Consider the following 17,325-nt stretch of genomic DNA (forward strand, 5'->3'; position numbering starts at 1 on the left):
GGCGGGCCCGCCATGCTCCGCGCGATTCTCGGTGAGGAGGTCGCCACCCGCGACCTGGCCGAGCCCGGACTCTATTCGATGGTCGAAGTGCTTGCGCCCACGATGATTTCGTATGCGCGCCCGGAGCTGGCAGCGGAAATGGTGCCGTTGCTGCTGTCCGGCCGCGAGCAGTGGTGCCAGGGTTTCTCGGAGCCGGGTTCGGGCAGCGATCTGGCCTCGCTGACAACGAAAGCCGTTGCACGCGGCGATGATTGGGTGGTCAACGGCCAGAAGGTGTGGACCAGTCTGGCCCAGTACTCGGCGCGCTGCGTCCTGCTGACCCGCACCGCCCCCGGACACGACGGGATCACCGCGTTCTTCCTCGATATGGACTCCCCCGGCATCACGGTGCGTCCGCTGCGCACCATGCACGGCGTCGACGAATTCGCCGAGGTGTATTTCGACGATGTCGTGATACCCGGTGACCGCATGCTCGGGCGGCCCGGCGATGGCTGGCGGGTCGCGATGGATCTGCTCCCGCACGAGCGCTCCACCTGCTTCTGGCACCGTGGCGCTTATCTGTTCACCAGGCTCGACCGCTTGACGACCGCGGCCACGGTGGCCGACGACGCCGACCTCGGCGCCGCCTATCTGGCGTTGCATACGCTGCGCTGCCGCTCCCGGCTGACCCAGCAGCGGTTGGCGGACGGCGAGCACCTCGGACCGGAAACCTCGATCGACAAGGTGCTACTGGCCGGTGCCGAACAGCAACTGTTCGACACCATGCGCGACGTGCTGCCTGGCTCGGTAGAGCTGACCGATCCCGAATTGCGCACCGAATTCCTCTATTCGCGCGCGGCCACCATCTACGGCGGCACGGCCGAGATCCAGCGCAATATCATCGCGCGCCGTCTGCTCGACCTGGGCAAGGAGTAAGTCGTGACCAGCATCGATACCGATACCGCCGAGCTCGAACTGCTCACCGATACGCTGCGCAAGACGATGACGGCGACGTCGGGTCAGCAACTCGATCAGGCGCTGACCGACCTCGGCTGGCCCGACCTGCTCACCGAAATGCCGGACGTGGCAATACCTCTGGTGTTCCGCCTGCTCGGCGAGACCGGTGCGCACGCGCCACTGCTCAACGATGTCATCGCCCACGCCGCCGGTACGTCCCTCGGCGCCACGCACCCGCTGCCGTTCGCCGGTGGGTCGTGGGTCGTCTGGGAGCGTACCGATCGACCCGGCACCACGGTGGACGAAGAACTCCCCCTGCACCCGGTACAGACCGGAACCGCTATCGGGGTGGCGGCCAGTCGTGCGGCCCTGGCTTGGTGGCTGCTCGGCAGCAGCCGCGCCATGCTGTCGCTGGCCCGCCGACATGCCTTGGACCGCAAGCAATTCGGCCGTCCCGTCGCATCGTTCCAGGCGATCCGGCACCGCCTCGCCGAGACGCTGGTCGCCATCGAAGGCGCCGAGGCCACCCTCACGGCCGCCGACGACGAGTTCGGCGCGCTGCTGGCAAAGGCCGCCGCCGGACGCGCGGCACTGATCGCGGCTCGACACTGTCAGCAGACACTCGGCGGTATCGGCTTCACCGCCGAACACGACCTGCAGCGGCATATCCGCCGCGTCCTGATCCTGGACGGATTGCTCGGCAGCACACGGGAACTCACCCGCGAGGCGGGCACCCGTATCCGCACCGCGGGCGCGGCACCGCGCCTGGTTCACCTGTAGATCCGAACCGCAAACTCCGAGGCGCCCGCCATGAAATTCGCTCCAACCGCGATCGGCTATCTCCGCAGCGATGTATCCGGAATACGGCAGGGCTGGGACGAAACCCAGATCCGGAGCCTAGCCGGGCGTCTCGGCTACAACCTCACCAAAACCGTTGCCTTCAGCGCCAAGACCGACAATCCGGTGGCACAACTGGTCGCCCTGGCGCGCAAGATGAACGCGGACGCGGTGATTGCGCCTGGCCTGACCCATTTCGGCGGTGCGATACCGCGCGAACTGGACCAGATCACGGCCGTGATCACGGTGGTGTCGGACACTGTCTGACCCGCATAGCACGACCGCGCCGTCGAAGTAGCGGTGCGCGTTGTCCAGCGCCGCGCCGACCCGTTGCAGCTCGTCAGTGCTACCTGACTGGAAGTCTGGTGGGTATTACCGGGGAGGCTTACCCTCAGCATATGGAGCACACCGGCCAACGCATCCGGTACTGGCGACGCCGACGCGGCGGCATCAGTCAGAAGATGCTGGCTGACCGCTCGGGAGTCTCGCAAGGCTATATCTCCCTGATCGAGAGCGGACAGCGTGCACTCGATCGTCGGGCCACCCAAGTAGCGATTGCGCAGGCTCTGAATGTCACCGTGTCGCAACTTCTCGGACAGCCTGGAGACCCTACGGACCCGGCCAAGGCAGCCGCGACAGCCGTCGTGCCCGACATCAGATCAGCGTGTCTGGAAATGTCCGTCGGTGAACGACGCAAGCCCGATCGACCGCGAGACGCCGTCCGTGAGGCGGTCAGGCGTTCGTCGATCCTGCGCAACGCTGCGGATTACGCTGGTCTCGCGCCCGGCATGGCTGATTTACTACGAGATGCCTTCTACTACAAGGGGCCGGAGTTTGTAGAGGCCACGTTCAACGCCCGATTTCTGGTCAAGGGCGTCGGCTATCCCGACCTTGCCGCGACCGTTGCCGGGATCGGCATGGATGTTGCTCTCGATCTCGATTCCCCGCAGTGGATCGGCCTAGCTGAGATTTCCAGGCTCAATGCGATGCCACCGGAGAACGCCGGACTAACCAGCCGACTGGCAACCCGAACCGCGAGCGAGATTCAACCGATGCTCGGCGACATCGACGTGCGCCAAGCCTACGGGAATCTACTGTGCCGAGGCGCGCTCGCCAGCGCGGTATCCGGAGACGCAAGCGGCGCATCGGGCTTTTTGAGCGAAGCGTTCTCGGAGGCAGGCTCTCTCGGCGATTCCGAGGATGGCGGATTCGGCCTGCTCTGGTTCGGTCCAACGAGCACCGCCATATGGCAGGTATCGGTAGCGGCAGAACTCGGCGACAGTGACGAAGCTGTCAGCATAGCGCGAGGGATAGACCCGCGCCCGGTTCAGGCACCCAACAGAGTTGTGTACTACTGGACCGACTACGGGCACGCACTCACAGCGACCGGTGATGACGCCGGAGCCGTCCAAGCATTCTCCGAAGCCGAAATGGTTGACCCCCAACGTGTCCGGATGGACCCAATGGTTCTCGACTCCGTTTCCGCGCTGATACGGCGCGCCCGGCGTCGGGCGGTCGAAGGTCGCATTCAGTCGCTCGCGCACAGTCTCGGCCTCGATCACTTGACGGTATAACTCCTTGTAATTCTTCTGCCCCCTTCCACGGCGCATTCTCATGTCTGCACACGGCCCCAGGAATGGCCCTAACTTCCACCGCCGCAGTCTGTTAGGGCACACCAGCCATCGCACACGGAGCGCGATTCGCTGATGGCGACCCCTCCGCCCTGGGGCCGGGTGCATCCAACGCCTTTGGAAGGACCCTGCCATGGATTACCTTCTCGACCACCACGCGCGCGACCAGATGACCCCCGAACTCGCGCACCATGTCATGCAGACGCACAAGGAATGCCCCATCACGGCATGCGCGGTCAAGTTGCAGGCCAAGACGTTCCTCGTTCACACCAAACGGCTTGTGCCCCAGTCGACTCCGCGCACGCGCTTCGGGTTCTAGCCATGGATCAGCACGAGCTGACCAGGCTGGCGGACGAGTTGCGCGCCCTGCCAGCTCGCACGCCGGAACCCATGGAGGTCCCGTCGTCTTGGCTTCGGCGCGACAACGGGACATGGTCGGCGGTCTACCCGGACGGAATGGTCGGCGAACCGTTCTCGTTCGCACAGATGCTCGCTATTCGCGGCGAAGATGTAGGAGAAATCCTCGAATCGCTGATGTCAGCCGGTCTAGTAACGGACGCGCGACCTACCGGCGCGGAGTTATTCGAAGGCCCTCGAGAGTAATTCAGCAGCACCTCCGCGCTCCGATGGATCAATCCATCGGAGCGCGGGTGTAGGCGCAATGCCAATTGGACCGTATCTCACATGGATGTAATTCGTTTCGCTCACGTTGAAATCGATTGTGTTGCATGATGTTCGGTCGTGGCGGATGCGTACTCTGTCCGTGGCGGTTTCGGCCGCCAACACCCGCGACTCGCAGGCGCTCAAACCACTGGTGAAGGCGATCGGTTGATGAGGGTGAGTAGGTCGTGGTCCGAGCCCGGACGGCCGCTGGCCCCGCCGTAGATGCGTGTTGTGGTGCTGAATGCGCCCAGGTGCTACCTGTCAACGGTAGCAGGACGTGCCGCTGCGTCGCGTAGCTCAAATCTCGGTGAATTGGTCCCGCAAGACGTTGGGATATTCCCAACATCGACGCTAGGCTAGAGATATGGACGACGAGCTGCGGGCAGTAGGTGATCGGATCCGGTCACGCATGCCGTTTGACATGAATCAGCGACAGCTCGCGGAGCGAACGAGCATGAAGACCGACGCGTTGTCGCGAGCTCTGAATGGGCAGCGGGGATTCTCGTCAGTGGAACTTGCCAGGATCGCCGACGAACTCGGCACCGACCTCTACTGGCTGGTCACCGGCGAACCAGATCCGCATCGCGTCAGGATCGCCGCTCGGCACAGTTGGGACGCCGGTCAGGGTATTCGAATCAATCCGGGACGGCCGAACGATGACGAGCTACTTCGGCAGGTGGCCGAAACTTATGAAGCGGCCTTCCCGGAAGGGCCGTCTCCGAGTTTACCGCTACCCGGTAGCGCCGCCGCCATGCGGAAGATGCTGGGTGAACATTTCGTGAGAGACTACGGCGCGGTCGTCGAGGATCAGCTAAGGGTGGACGTAGTTCGCCTGCCGATGTTGTCCACCGATTACTCACTGAGCATCGGCTCCCGGGCAATTGTCATACTCGCGACGACCCCGTACTGGTTCCGGAGCAATTGGTCATTGGCTCATGAGCTGGCGCATTTCGCGCTCGGCCACCACAACGGGGACTCCCAACCAGGAGAGAAGGACGAGGCGCCAGCCGACCGATTCGCGGCAGAGTTGCTACTGCCGGATGACTTGATTGCCCGGCAAGATTGGCAGCAAATAGATGAGCGCGGCGTCGCGGAATTCCTCTGGCAGACGGGGGTATCCACGATGGCCCTGAAAAAACGACTAGCCTCGCTGGGAGTAGTGGTGTCGGCGGAAGTGGTTGCCGCTCTGAAGCGGACCACACCTAGTCTGATTCGCGCCAATGCGGGTGAGGACCAGGGAGTGATCGGCGGTGCGAAGCAATTGATTGTGCGCCAGCAACAGTCAGCCGCCCGCGTGTTTCCTTCCGCTCTGGTCGATGCGCTCCAGCGCCGGGTCGAGGCCGGTGCCGCCTCGCCCGAGCACCTTGCGTGGGTGCTGGATGTGCCCGTGGACGAGATAGATTTCCCCGAGCCAGACGACGACAACGAGTTCGTCGACGCCTACGAGCGAGTGCTTGCCGCTCGGCCGAGTCGAGCTGATCTGGAGGACTGGCTGGCTACGAATAGCCAGTCTGCACAGTGAATCTGACAGACATCCGCTGGAGCGCGATCACCGAACGTACCGAGGTGAAAAAACATCCATTTCACGAGTTCTCGTGTACAGAGCCGTACCCTAGGACGCCCGAGGGGCGGAAGATGCCTCATCCGAAACCGTGGGAATGGACCGCGCAAAGCATCATCCGGCAGAGCTCGCGCTGCTTGAAGGCAGGCAGTCTGCTGATAGTCGGATGGTCCAACCCCAGCAACGAAATCCTCGCGGTCGCTCACGCGATTCCGGAGGTGTCTACCTCGCTGTTCTCTGTTCATGTCGCAGCAATCGGTGTCAGCAGGACGGTTCGTGGCCGGGGTGGATCGGTTGCGGACCGGACACTGGAGGAAGTGCACAGTGTCGTCCTCGAAAACGCACGAGAAAGCGGTGCGGTTGACGTGGTGGCGACCGCGAACATCCATACTCGGAACTTCCCTAGTCAGCGGCTCTTCGAGCGCGCTGGCTACGAGCCGCGATCGGTCCCCAGCGGCGAACTCCAACAATGGATTTGCCGCCTCGACAACTGACACGAGGTTCGCAACGACGCTGGCCACCGACTCCGCCCGGTTCGACATGGCCACCAGACCGCATTCGGCGAAAGGCGTTCTGCCACAACCAGAATCAGCTCCCGCGTAGCTACGACGCGCCAGGAACGGACCTTCGTACCGATCCCGTCACGGAACGCCTCACGCACCGCGGCGCCTACTGCATCTTTTGCTTCATCTCGTCCAGATGCACCAGAATCGGCAGCCCGGAATGGCTGAGGGCATTGCCGTGCCCGGTCTGGTGCACATCGAAGACCGATTGGATGGCGGCGTAGAAGCCCTGTATGTCCAGCGTTTGATTCACCGCGCGCTTGGCCTGACGCAACCCGAACGGTGGCATCGCGGCGATCTGGGTGGCCAGCTCGGTGGTCTGCGTATCCAACTCGGCACGAGGCACCACCTTGTTCACCATGCCGACCTGCTCGGCCTCGCGCGCGGTGACCGGACGTCCGGTGAACAGGATCTCCTTGGCCTTACGCGGGCCCAATTCCCAAGTGTGCCCGTGATATTCGACGCCGCCGATGCCCATCAGCACGACCGGATCGGAGAAGAGCGCGTCCTCGGCGGCGACGATCAGATCGCACGGCCAGCACAGCAGCAGGCCACCGGAGATGCAGCGCCCCTGCACCGCGGCGATGGATGGTTTCGGCACATTCCGCCAGCGCAGCGAATACTCCAGGTAGCGGCGCGATTCGACGTTGTAGATCATGTCCAGGGTGATCTTGTCCGGTAGCGGCCCGCCCGAGCGCAGATCATGACCGGAGGAGAAATGCTTGCCTTCGGCCCGCAGGACGATCACCGATACGTCGTCGTCGGCCGCCGCCCGAGCCCATGCCGCATCGAGTTCGTCCAGTAATTCACCGTTCTGGGCGTTCGCGACCTCGGGACGATTCAGGGTGATGGTCGCGATCTTATCGGCGACGGCGTACAGAATATGCATTGCGAACTCCGCTACCTGGGCAGTCCGAGCACCCGCTCGGCGACGATATTGCGCTGAATTTCGGAGGTGCCGCCGGCGATGGTTCCGGCGAAGCTGCGGACGTACCGCTCGAACCAACTGCTGATGAAATTGTCATTGTTCAGCGGGTTGAACGGCGCGGTCATTGCCGGATGGATCAGGCCGTCGGGACCCTGCGCGGACAGCGCCTGTTCCGAACCGTTCTGCACCGCCTCCGAGCCGAGCAGTTTCAGCACCGACAGTGCGGCCACGTCCTGCTGGCCCCGCGCCTCGCGCGCCAGCGCCGCCGACCCGAGCAACCGCAGCGCCTGAGCATCCATGACCAGCGTCGCGTACCGGTCGCGATCGAGCACGGTGCGCGGATGGAAGTCCTCGATCAGCTCCTGCAGCCGGTCGGCGAAACTGAGCCACAGCAGCGTGCGCTCATGTCCGAGCGAACCGTTGGCCACTCCCCAGCCGCCGTGCAGCGGGCCGACCAGATTTTCCGCGGGCACCCGGACGTCCTCGAAAAACACCTCGTTGAAGTCCAGATCGTTCGGTCCGCAGATGGAAGCGAACGGTCGACGGGTCACGCCGCGAGTGTCGGCGGGGATCAGCAGCACGCTGATGCCCTTGTGCTTGGGCGCATCCGGATCGGTACGCACGAAGGTGAGCAGCACGTCGGCGTCGTGTGCGCCGGAGGTCCATACCTTCTGCCCGTTGACCACGAAATGATCGCCGTCGCGCACGGCCCGGGTGCGCAGCCCGGCCAGATCCGACCCCGCCCCCGGTTCGCTCATGCCGAGCGCCGCGGTGATCTCGGCCCGCAAAATCCTTGCCGCCCAATGCTTCTTCTGCTCCTCGCTGCCGAACGACAGCAGCGAGGCGGCGATGATGCCGAGCCCCTGCGGATTGAAGCTGTGATAGATGCGCCGCTTGGACAGCTCCTCCAAATGCACATACTGCTGCAGGATTCCGGCATTGCGGCCGCCGAATTCCGGTGGATTGCCGGGCAGCAACCAGCCGTGGTCGAACTGCAACCGCTGCCATTCCCGCGCCCACGGCGGGACCTCCGCACTGGAGATCGGCCGATCCTGGGCCGCCACCGCCTCGTCGGGCATGAATTCGGTGAGGAAGGCGATGAATTCGGCCCGGAACTCCTCGACCTCGGTATCAAAAGTCAGTCGCACGGTACTCCTCGGCGATCAGCGCCCGGTGCTCGGCCGCGCCGCCGAGCAACAGCTCACCGGCTTTGGCCCGCTTGAGCGCGAACTGCAGGTCGTTTTCCCAGGTAAAGCTCATGGCGCCGAACAACTGCATGCCGCGGCCGAACACCTGCGATTGGCATTCGCCCGCCGCGGCCTTGGCCATCGACGCGGCCAGGCGCCGCCGCGGATCGTTCTCCCGGATCGTCATCGCCGCGAAATACGCCAGGGCGCGGGCTCTTTCGATCGCGATGTGCATATCGGCGGCCTTGTGTTTGACCGCCTGGAACGAGCCGATCGGCACGCCGAACTGCTGTCGACCGCGCACATGCTCGAGCACCATGTCCAGTACTCGTCGACACGCGCCGACCATGGTCAGCGCCATTCCGGTCGTGGCCAGGTGGCGCGCGGGTTGCGGATCGACACGCAGGTAGCGATCGTCCGGAACCCGCACCTCGACAAAGCTCACTTCGGCGAGATGCAGCACCGGATCGAACACGGCCGCGCGCCGCACGATGACGTCGTCGGCGGGCACCACGAAGACACCGGCGTCGGTCACGACCGCCAGCTGCCGCGCCCGATCGCCGTCGAGCACATGACGCGCGGTGCCGCTCAGCAGCCAGCCATCCCGGTCGCGCACCGCCGACACACCGTCGTGCACCGCGGCGCCCGGCTCACCCTGGCGGACGAAATCCGGTGCGAGCGGCGCGAATTGGGTCATGGTGGCCAGATACGGAGTCGGGTCGGTGGCCCGGCCCAGCTCCTCCAGCACGATCGCCAGTTCCACCGCGTCGGCCGGGTCGGTCAGCTCCATCCATCCCAGCTCCGCATAGGTACGCCACAGCCCCTCCGGATCGGCGCCCTTATCGGCGACCTCACGGATCAGGGTCGGTGGACACTGCTTGGCGACCACCTCGCGGACGGTTTGCTGCCACAGCAGTTGATCGGAGTCGAACTCCAAAAGCATCCGGCCTGCCTCCTTGTCACTCCGACACACTCCAGAGCCGAGAATATCATTCTCCAGTTCGGAAAGTAAGAGTCTCGCATTTGTTCGCTGACACAGCGTCCAGCCAATACGGAGACAGCACATTCTCCGGTACAGTGCATCCATGTTCTCTCTACATGACCGAGGACCGGAGCGCCGGTGACCAGCCCGAGCGAAGAGCCCGCCTGGAAGCAGCGCGCCGTCGAGCGCTCGTTACGGACCGCGAAATTGCGGGCCGAACAGCGCGTTCAGCGCTTCCTCGACGCAGCGCAGGCCATCATCACCGAGAAGGGCAGCACCGACTTCACCGTCCAGGAAGTCGTCGATCGTTCACGCCAGTCGCTGCGGAGTTTCTATCTGCAGTTCGACGGCAAGCACGAGCTGCTGCTCGCCCTTTTCGAAGACGCACTCGTACGCACCGCCGACCAGCTGCATGCCGCCGCCGATGCCAAGGCCGACCCACTGGAGCGGCTGCAGGTGACCGTCGAGCTGTTGTTCGAGTTGTCCCGGCCCGATCCGGCCGCGCAGCGCCCGCTGTTCACCGACTTCGCGCCACAGCTGCTCGTCACGCATCCGGCGCAGGTCAAGGTCGCGCACGCACCGCTGCTCGCACTGTTCACCGAGCTCATGGAGCAGGCCAAACAGGCCGATCAGCTGCGCTCCGACGCGAATCCGCGGCGGACCGCGGCGATGGTCATGCAGACGGTCATGTTCATCGCCCAGTCCACCGGCGGCACCGACGAGGAGACCGTGCACCCGCTGACCGCGACCGAGGTCTGGAACTTCTGCGCACACGGCTTCACCAAGGATTGAGAATAATATTCTCACTTCGGGAGAGTTTCACTTACACTCGGGGGCATGCCCGACCTCTGGAATGATCTTCTCGGCTGTCTCGACCTGACCGCTCGGCCGTCCCTCGACGACGAATCCGTCTTCGAGGGACGCAACCAGCAGCTCGAGTACTACCGCGTCTTCGGCGGGCAATTGCTCGGCCAGTTCATCCGCGCGGCCGATCTGACCTGCCCGGAGAAATCGGTCAAGTCGCTGCAGGCACTGTTCGCCCGCGAGGGCAGGACCGATGAGCCGATCCGCTATCGGGTGCGCCGACATCACGAAGGCCGCTCCTTCGCCACCGTGACCATCGTCGCCGAGCAGAGCTACGGGGTCGTGGCCACCGCATCGGTGTCACTGCACGCGGAGGCGGAAGGACCGGAGCACCAGAGCGTGCCCGCCGCTCCCCCGCTGCTCAGCGCCGAGCACAAAGTGACGTGGGACCTGCTGCCCTGGGAAACCCGATCCGCCGCCGATCTCGACGACACCGCTTCCGCCCCACCGGAATTCGAGTTCTGGATGCGCACACCGGACGTCGATCCGACGCTGGCCCCGGCGATCATCGCCTACGCCACCGATCTCAACCTCATCGGCACGGCACTGCGGCCGATCGAGGGCGTGTGTCAGCGCGGCAACGGCACCGCATTCCATTCGGCGGTGACCTCGCACAGCGTGTGGTTCCACCGACCGTTGCGCACCGACGAATGGCTGCTGCTGCGCCAGCACAGCCCGCTCATGGCGGGCAGCCGCTGTTTCGGCCGCGGCGATGTGCTGACCGAGAGCGGCCGGTTGGTCGCCTCGTACGCGCAAGAAGCCATGGTGCGCTTCCCATCCGAGGTCGAGTGAACCCGTGGTCGTGAATCGAATGGTGATCAAGCGATCCTCCGACGCACCCGAGAACCGGCCGCACCGGGTGGTGCAATGGGCCACCGGCACCATCGGCGCGCGTGCGCTGCGCGGTGTCGTCGAACATCCGAAGATGGAGTTGGTCGGCCTGTTCGTGCACAGCGCGGACAAGGTGGGGCGCGATGCGGGCGAGTTCTGCGATATCCCGGCCACCGGTGTGCTGGCCACCGATGACATCGAGCGGATCGTCGAACTCGACGCCGACTGCGTGCTCTATATGCCGCTCGTGTTCGACGCGGAGGTGGTGATCCGCCTGCTGGCATCGGGCACCAACGTGGTGACGACATGCGGCCTGTTCCACCACCCGCCGAGTATGGATCCCCAACTGCGCCAACGCATTCAGCAAGCCTGCACGCTCGGGGGCAGCTCGATCCACAGCACCGGCAGCAGTCCGGGTTTCATCACCGAGGCGGTGCCGCTGGTGCTGTCCACGATCCAGCGCCGACTGGACCGGCTGATGATCGACGAATACGCGGATCTGTCGCAACGCGATTCGCCCGCCATGCTGTTCGACGTCATGGGTTTCGGGCGGCCACCGGGTGATTCCAACGCGGCCCGTGCGGAACATCTGGCCGCGAGTTTCGGCCCGTCACTGCGATTGGTCGGCGACGCGCTCGGCTGCCCGCTGGATTCGATCGAGGCACACGGTTCGGTGGCGACGGCGCGGGCGACCACGCGTATCGCGGCGGGCACGATCGAGCGGGGAACCGTTGCGGCCCAACGCACTACGGTCTCCGGTCTGGTGGCAGGCGAACCGGTGCTGAACTTCCGCGCCAATTGGTATTGCACCACCGATATCGACGCCGATTGGGACCTGCGCGATACCGGATGGCACATATCGGTGGTCGGCGACGCGCCTCTGGAAGTGGATCTGCGCTTCCCGATTCCCCTGGAACAAATGGCCGCCGTATCCCCCGCCTATACCGCCAACCGCGCGGTCAATGCGATTCCGGCGGTGTGTGCCGCCGATCCCGGAATTCGATCGACCCTCGACTTACCGCACATCGCAACCACACTCGGCTGAGCACACGATGGCCGTGCTCTGCGAATCGCGACCCTGCTCGGCTGAACGGACCGCGGCCGTGCTCGGCCGAACACACCACGACCACGCTCGGCCGAACACACCACGACCACGCTCGGCCGAACACACCACGACCACGCTCGCTGGGCATATCACGACCACGCTCGGCCGAACACACCACGACCACGCTCGCTGGGCATATCACGGCCGTGCTCGGTCGAACGGTGTCGACACCACGCGATATCTGTTGCCGCAGTGGCTGATTCGCGACATGGCGACGGCGGCGCCTTCATGTCAGGCATGCTCGGCTGAGCGGTTGTCGTCCCCACACCATGCCTGTTGCCGCAGTGGCCAATTCGCGGCCAGGCGACAGTGATGCCTGCACATCACGGCTGCGCTCGGCGATCCGTCCCGGATCTGATTGGGATCTGCCGAGATCCAGACGGTTTGCATCGCTGGAGACGGTCCGGTTACGGCCGAACTGATGATAGCCGGAAAGTGATAGCCCCTGCGGGGCAGCCGCTCGGATATGCCCGATGAATGTGCGTCCACGATTAAGGGGACTCGGTGGGCGACCGAGAGCGCTTCGTTGACGAACGCGGTGTCGACCCCAGGCCGCACGCCTCGGTATCTGTTGCCGCAATGGCCAATTCGCGACCAAGCGACGGTTACGCCCGCACATCGCGGACCACGCTCGGCTGAGCGGATCGCGGTCGTGCTCGCCTGATCGGTTCCCACTGCGGGATCTATTGCCGCAGTGTGTAATTCGTGCTCAGGTGACAGTGATATCGGCCAGTAGCGCGTCTACCCGGGCTCGTGCTCGCCCGGCTACTCCATCACCAGGAGCCACGTGGACGCGGCCCGCTTCGATCGCGGCGAGTGCGGACTCGGCGACCTCGCGCGGGGACAGGATTCCGCCGCGGGCGGCGGCGAGGCTGCGCATCGAGGAGGGCGCACCGGCACCGGCCGGTAGTTCGATCGCGCCCAGCGCGGCGGAGTTCTGACCGAGCGGGGTGTCGACCAGCCCAGGGCACAGCACGGTTGCGCCCAGCGCGGGCGTTACCTGCCCGAGCTCGATATCGAGCGTCTCGGTGAGACCGACCACCGCGTGCATGGTGCCGGTGTAGGGGGTGCGGCCGGGCAGCGGGGCGAGGCCGCCGGAGGAGGCGGTGTTGAGGAAATGGCCGGTGCCCTGCTCGATGAGCAGCGGCGCAAATGCCTTGACGCCGTGGACGACACCGAGAATCTTGACCCCGATCATCCGCTGCCAGGTGCGCGCGTCCTGGTTCCACAGCGGCGCGGCCGGGCACACCACCCCGGCGTTGTTGCAGACCAGATCCACCCGGCCGTAGGCGGCCATGGTGCGTTCGGCCAGCGCCCGCACCGATGCCTCGTCGCTCACATCGGCCACCACGGCCGTGACCTCGGCGTCGCGCAATGCCGCCGCCGCCGCGATCAGGCCGTCCTCGCGGATATCGGAGATGACGAGCCGTACCCCGCGCGCGGCGAGCGCCTCGGCCAGGCCGTAGCCGATGCCGCTCGCACCGCCGGTGATCACGGCGACCTGTCCCTCGCGTATCAGCATCGACTACTCCTGCTTGCCGGATGGATGGTGGGTCGAAACCCGTCAGAGGCTGAGAACCGACGCCGCCGCGGTACCGGGCGCCCCATAGACCTGGGCGTAACCGACACGAGGATTACCCGGCACCTGCCGCTCGCCCGCCTGGCCGCGCAACTGCAGCACCAGTTCATAGACCTGCCGGATGCCGGAGGCCCCGATGGGTTCACCGTTGGCGAGGAGCCCACCATCGGTGTTCACCGGCAGGCGGCCGCCGATCTCCGTCGCCCCCTCGGCGAGCAGCTTCTCCTGGTCGCCGTCGGCGCAGAAACCGTTCTCGGCCATATGGATAATCTCCGCGCCCGCGTCGGTGTCCTGGAGCTGGATCACATCGACGTCCTCGGGTCCGATCCCGGCCGCCTCGAATGCGGCCCGCGAGGCGTACACCGTCGGTGAGACGTCCTCATCGATGGCTGCCCAGGTGCTGTGTACCTCGTACGCGCCGTAACGGCGCGTACGGATCGCGCTCGAGCGCAGGTATACCGGGGTGCTGGTGTAGCGGTGCGCGATATCCCCGCGGCACATGATCACGGCCGCGGCGCCCTCGTCCGGCGAGCAGAACATGTACTGCGTCAACGGATAGTTCAGCATCGTCGAGTTCAGGATCTCGTCTTCCGCAATCGGCTTGCGCCGGAAGGCATTCGGATTGAGCGCGCCATTGCGGAGGTTCTTGGCGGCGACCTTGGCCAGGGTGCGCTGGGAGATGCCGTGCTCGTGGATGTAGCGGTTCGCCTTGATCCCGAAGAACTGGGTGGTGACGAACTGTCCGTTCTCCGCGTACCACGCGGGCAGCCCGAGCTTGGCCGGATCGTCGGTGAACGCACCGCGGGGGTGTTTGTCCATGCCGACCGCGATGCCGAGGTCGTATCGTCCGGACCGGATCGCCTCCGCGGTCTGTTCGATCGAACTGGCCGCGGTGGCACAGGCATTGAACACGTTGGTGAACGGGATTCCGGTCAGCCCGACCAGCCGGGTCACGGCATCGGGATTGCTGACCTCATAACTGCCGCCGAAGCCGAATTGGATGTCCTTCCACTCGACACCGGCGTCCGTCAGCGCCAATTGGATTGCGTCGGCGCCCATTTCGATGGCCGACTTGGCGAAGCGGCCGAACGGGTGCAGGCCGACGCCGATGATGGCAACGTCGTTCATTCAAATCTCCTCGGTAGCCGTGGCCGCTGATCAGGCCGGTGCGAAAGCGACCGTGACGACTTCGTTCCCGTCGTCGTCGACATAAAGGGGGACGAAGGCCAGCTCGACATCCATCCCGAAGCGCAGCTCGGCCGGTTCGGCCACGGTCAGCCGGGCCTCCACGCGCACGTCGTCGCCCAGCTGGATCAGTCCGATCCCGAACGGCTCGAAGCTTTCGGCCGTCTCCTTGCCCGCATACGGCAGTTTGGGGACGAAGCCCTGGGTGGTCCAGGCAACGAGCGTGCCGCGTCGGGGCAGCAGCCGTTCGGACATGTCCGGGCCGCTGCACCGCGGGCAGCGTGGTTGTTTGGGCCAGGTGACCGCGCTGCATGCCGCGCAGCGGCTACCGATCAACTGCGGATTCTCCGCCGGCCACGTCGAGACATCGGGCGCGAGGGCCTTTGCCATGCCGTCCTCCATCAGGTGGAAATGTCATTCTCATAAGATGTATACGCTATTTCCGAAGAAATGCGAACAGTGAGCAGTTGCTCCGCGGCGGTGTACGCGTCCAACCGTCCGGCCGCGACCGAGTCCGCCAATGCCGCCAACGCCGGATCGGCCCGCAAACGGGTCTGCGCCAGGGACAGGATTTGCGCGCGGGCCCGCGCGGTGCGCCGGTCGAGGGTGTCGCTGCGATGGTGTGCGTCGATCGCGGCCACCAACTCCGCGATCCCGACGCCCTTGGCCGCGACCAGGGTGAGGATCGGGGCGGCGGACTCCTGATGCAGATCCCGCACGGTCTGGTCGGCGCCCTCCCGATCGGCCTTGTTGACGACCAGGATGTCGGCGACCTCGAGCAGACCCGCCTTCGCGGCCTGAATCGCGTCTCCCGCACCGGGATTCAGAATCACCAGGGTGGGATCGGCGATCGCGGCGATCTCGATCTCTGACTGCCCGACGCCGACGGTTTCGAGCAGAATCAGCTCGTGGCCGAGCGCGCCGAGCAATCGGATGGCGGCGGGCACCGCCGCCGCCAGACCACCCAGATGACCGCGCGTGGCCACCGACCGGATCAGCACATCGGGATCATTGATGTGCTGTGCCATCCGAATTCGATCACCCAGCAGCGCACCGCCGCTGTACGGCGAGGACGGATCGACCGCCAGCACCGCCACCCGCAGGCCCTGCTCGCGATAGGCGGCGACCAGTGCCGCGATCGTGGTCGATTTGCCCGCGCCCGGCGGGCCGGTGACCCCGACGACCCGAACCGGGACCGCGTCGAGCAGCGCGAGCACCTCATCGCGCTGTGGTCCCTCGACCGCGCTCAGCAACCGCCCCGCGGCCCGCACCGATCCGGCCCGCGCGGCGGCGATGAGCTCCGCAATAGTGTCCACGTGCTAGGGGGCCGGAACCTCGATGACGGTGGCCGATCCCATTCCGCCACCCGCACACAGTGCCGCGATTCCGAAACCGCCACCGCGACGCCGCAATTCGTGCACCAGTGTGACGATCATCCTAGCTCCGGTGGCGGCGACCGGATGGCCGAGCGAGCATCCGCTGCCACTGAAGTTGACCCGATCGGGATCGATATCGAGTGCCTTGGTCGCGGCGATCGGCACCGAGGCGAATGCCTCGTTGATCTCGAACAGACTCACCTGCGACAGCGAAATACCGGCCCTGGCAACGGCCTTGGTGATCGCCTCGATCGGCGCCAGCCCGGTGTCGTGCGGATCGACGCCGACCGAGGCCCATCCGCGGATGATGCCGAGGGCGGGCAATCCGAGCCGGTCGCTGGCGATGGCCAAGGCCGCGGCGCCGTCGTTGGAGCCCGACGCATTGCCCGCGGTAATGCTGAAGCCCTCGATCTCCGGGTGCAGCACCTTCAATCCGGCCAGCTTTTCCAGACTGGTGTCCCGACGCGGGTGCTCATCGACCGCGAACAGTCCGTGCGGGGTGTCGATCGGCACGATCTCCTCCTTGAACCGGCCCTCGTCGATGGCGGCAATGGCATTGCGGTGCGAGCGCAGCGCCCACGCATCCATCTCCGCCCGCGAGATGCCGGACGCCACCGCGGTGTTCCAGCCGACCGTGATCGACATATCGAGGCAGGGCGCGTCCGGCCGGTCCGGATGGCTCGGCGCGACCCACGGGTCGATCCATTCGTCCTCGCCGACCCGGAAACGCACACGCGGCGCGGTGGATTCGGAATTCACGCCACCGGCGATGACGAGTTCGTCCATTCCCGCCCGGATTCCGGCGGCCGCGGTCTGCACGGCGGCCATGCCCGCGGCGCAGTGCCGGTTGTGCGCCACACCGGCGACATTGGTCAGTCCGGCGGTGATCGCCGCGTGCCGGGCCAGTACGCCGCCGCCGTAGCGGCCCTCGCCGAGGACGACATCATCGATGCGGGCGGGGTCGAGACCCTCGGCGGCCGCGGCCACCACGTGCTCGGCCAGGTCGAAGGCATTGGTATCACGCAGCGTGCCCTTGCGGGCGGTTCCGATCGGAGCGCGCAGGGCGGACACGATGACAGCTTCAGGCATTGGTGTTC

At 65.5% G+C, this 17,325-nt stretch carries 18 protein-coding genes; 10 read left to right on the top strand and 8 right to left on the bottom strand.

The window, feature by feature from the left end:
- The 7 genes from NP3_RS08760 to NP3_RS08795 all read left to right on the top strand — a co-directional run.
- On the top strand, positions 1–915 hold a 915-nt coding region (locus NP3_RS08760; protein WP_063039554.1), incomplete at its 5' end, for an acyl-CoA dehydrogenase family protein.
- A 66-nt stretch (positions 916–981) separates the two neighbouring features.
- A complete protein-coding gene (locus NP3_RS08765) occupies positions 982–1,716 on the top strand; it encodes an acyl-CoA dehydrogenase family protein (RefSeq protein ID WP_084508352.1) in 735 nt (244 codons plus the stop codon).
- Positions 1,717–1,746: 30 nt separating this feature from the next.
- On the top strand, positions 1,747–2,040 hold the full coding sequence (locus NP3_RS08770) for a hypothetical protein (protein WP_063039558.1): 294 nt from the start codon (positions 1,747–1,749) through the stop codon (positions 2,038–2,040).
- 131 nt (positions 2,041–2,171) lie between these two features.
- Positions 2,172–3,347, top strand: coding sequence for a helix-turn-helix domain-containing protein (locus NP3_RS08775; RefSeq protein WP_063039560.1), 1,176 nt, complete (start codon positions 2,172–2,174; stop codon positions 3,345–3,347).
- A gap of 190 nt (positions 3,348–3,537) precedes the next feature.
- A complete protein-coding gene (locus tag NP3_RS08780) occupies positions 3,538–3,723 on the top strand; it encodes a hypothetical protein (RefSeq protein WP_063039562.1) in 186 nt (61 codons plus the stop codon).
- 708 nt (positions 3,724–4,431) lie between these two features.
- Positions 4,432–5,589 (top strand): helix-turn-helix domain-containing protein, encoded by a 1,158-nt coding sequence (locus tag NP3_RS08790; RefSeq protein ID WP_063039566.1) that lies wholly within the window; start codon positions 4,432–4,434, stop codon positions 5,587–5,589.
- Complete coding sequence (locus NP3_RS08795) at positions 5,586–6,122, top strand: N-acetyltransferase (protein WP_157124196.1); 537 nt, start codon at positions 5,586–5,588, stop codon at positions 6,120–6,122. Before NP3_RS08790 ends, NP3_RS08795 begins: the two co-directional genes overlap by 4 nt.
- A 175-nt stretch (positions 6,123–6,297) precedes the next feature.
- On the opposite strand, the gene NP3_RS08800 is transcribed toward NP3_RS08795, so the two are convergent.
- From NP3_RS08800 to NP3_RS08810, 3 genes are read right to left on the bottom strand one after another with little or no spacing between them, the layout of a single operon-like run.
- A complete protein-coding gene (locus tag NP3_RS08800; protein WP_063039569.1) occupies positions 6,298–7,080 on the bottom strand; it encodes an enoyl-CoA hydratase in 783 nt (260 codons plus the stop codon).
- 11 nt (positions 7,081–7,091) lie between these two features.
- Positions 7,092–8,267 (bottom strand): acyl-CoA dehydrogenase family protein, encoded by a 1,176-nt coding sequence (locus tag NP3_RS08805; RefSeq protein WP_063039571.1) that lies wholly within the window; start codon positions 8,265–8,267, stop codon positions 7,092–7,094.
- On the bottom strand, positions 8,251–9,249 hold the full coding sequence (locus NP3_RS08810; RefSeq protein WP_063039573.1) for an acyl-CoA dehydrogenase family protein: 999 nt from the start codon (positions 9,247–9,249) through the stop codon (positions 8,251–8,253). Before NP3_RS08810 ends, NP3_RS08805 begins: the two co-directional genes overlap by 17 nt.
- A 177-nt stretch (positions 9,250–9,426) precedes the next feature.
- Here NP3_RS08810 and NP3_RS08815 point away from each other — a divergent pair, with 177 nt between their 5' ends.
- Genes NP3_RS08815 through NP3_RS08825 form a run of 3 tightly spaced genes read left to right on the top strand, consistent with a single transcriptional unit; the run spans position 9,427 to position 12,028 of the window.
- Positions 9,427–10,080 carry a TetR/AcrR family transcriptional regulator gene (locus NP3_RS08815; RefSeq protein ID WP_063039575.1) on the top strand — a complete coding sequence of 218 codons (654 nt, stop codon included), beginning with the start codon at positions 9,427–9,429 and terminating at the stop codon, positions 10,078–10,080.
- Between the two features lie 45 nt (positions 10,081–10,125).
- The gene (locus NP3_RS08820) at positions 10,126–10,944 is read left to right on the top strand and encodes an acyl-CoA thioesterase (RefSeq protein ID WP_063039577.1); all 819 of its coding nucleotides are present in this window, start codon (positions 10,126–10,128) and stop codon (positions 10,942–10,944) included.
- A gap of 4 nt (positions 10,945–10,948) precedes the next feature.
- Positions 10,949–12,028 carry an NAD(P)H-dependent amine dehydrogenase family protein gene (locus tag NP3_RS08825; protein ID WP_245720860.1) on the top strand — a complete coding sequence of 360 codons (1,080 nt, stop codon included), beginning with the start codon at positions 10,949–10,951 and terminating at the stop codon, positions 12,026–12,028.
- 769 nt (positions 12,029–12,797) lie between these two features.
- On the opposite strand, the gene NP3_RS08830 is transcribed toward NP3_RS08825, so the two are convergent.
- From NP3_RS08830 to NP3_RS08850, 5 genes are read right to left on the bottom strand one after another with little or no spacing between them, the layout of a single operon-like run.
- Positions 12,798–13,610 carry an SDR family NAD(P)-dependent oxidoreductase gene (locus tag NP3_RS08830; protein ID WP_063039581.1) on the bottom strand — a complete coding sequence of 271 codons (813 nt, stop codon included), beginning with the start codon at positions 13,608–13,610 and terminating at the stop codon, positions 12,798–12,800.
- Between the two features lie 42 nt (positions 13,611–13,652).
- Positions 13,653–14,795 carry a thiolase family protein gene (locus NP3_RS08835; RefSeq protein ID WP_063039583.1) on the bottom strand — a complete coding sequence of 381 codons (1,143 nt, stop codon included), beginning with the start codon at positions 14,793–14,795 and terminating at the stop codon, positions 13,653–13,655.
- Positions 14,796–14,825: 30 nt separating this feature from the next.
- Positions 14,826–15,242 (bottom strand): Zn-ribbon domain-containing OB-fold protein, encoded by a 417-nt coding sequence (locus tag NP3_RS08840; RefSeq protein WP_063039589.1) that lies wholly within the window; start codon positions 15,240–15,242, stop codon positions 14,826–14,828.
- A gap of 11 nt (positions 15,243–15,253) precedes the next feature.
- Positions 15,254–16,168 (bottom strand): ArgK/MeaB family GTPase, encoded by a 915-nt coding sequence (locus tag NP3_RS08845; RefSeq protein WP_063039585.1) that lies wholly within the window; start codon positions 16,166–16,168, stop codon positions 15,254–15,256.
- Positions 16,169–16,171: 3 nt separating this feature from the next.
- Positions 16,172–17,317, bottom strand: a complete 1,146-nt coding sequence (locus NP3_RS08850; protein WP_063039587.1) for a thiolase family protein — start codon at positions 17,315–17,317, stop codon at positions 16,172–16,174.
- Positions 17,318–17,325 lie beyond the last annotated feature (8 nt).

The organism is Nocardia pseudovaccinii NBRC 100343, assembly GCF_001613225.1.
Taxonomy (GTDB): Bacteria; Actinomycetota; Actinomycetes; order Mycobacteriales; family Mycobacteriaceae; genus Nocardia; species Nocardia pseudovaccinii.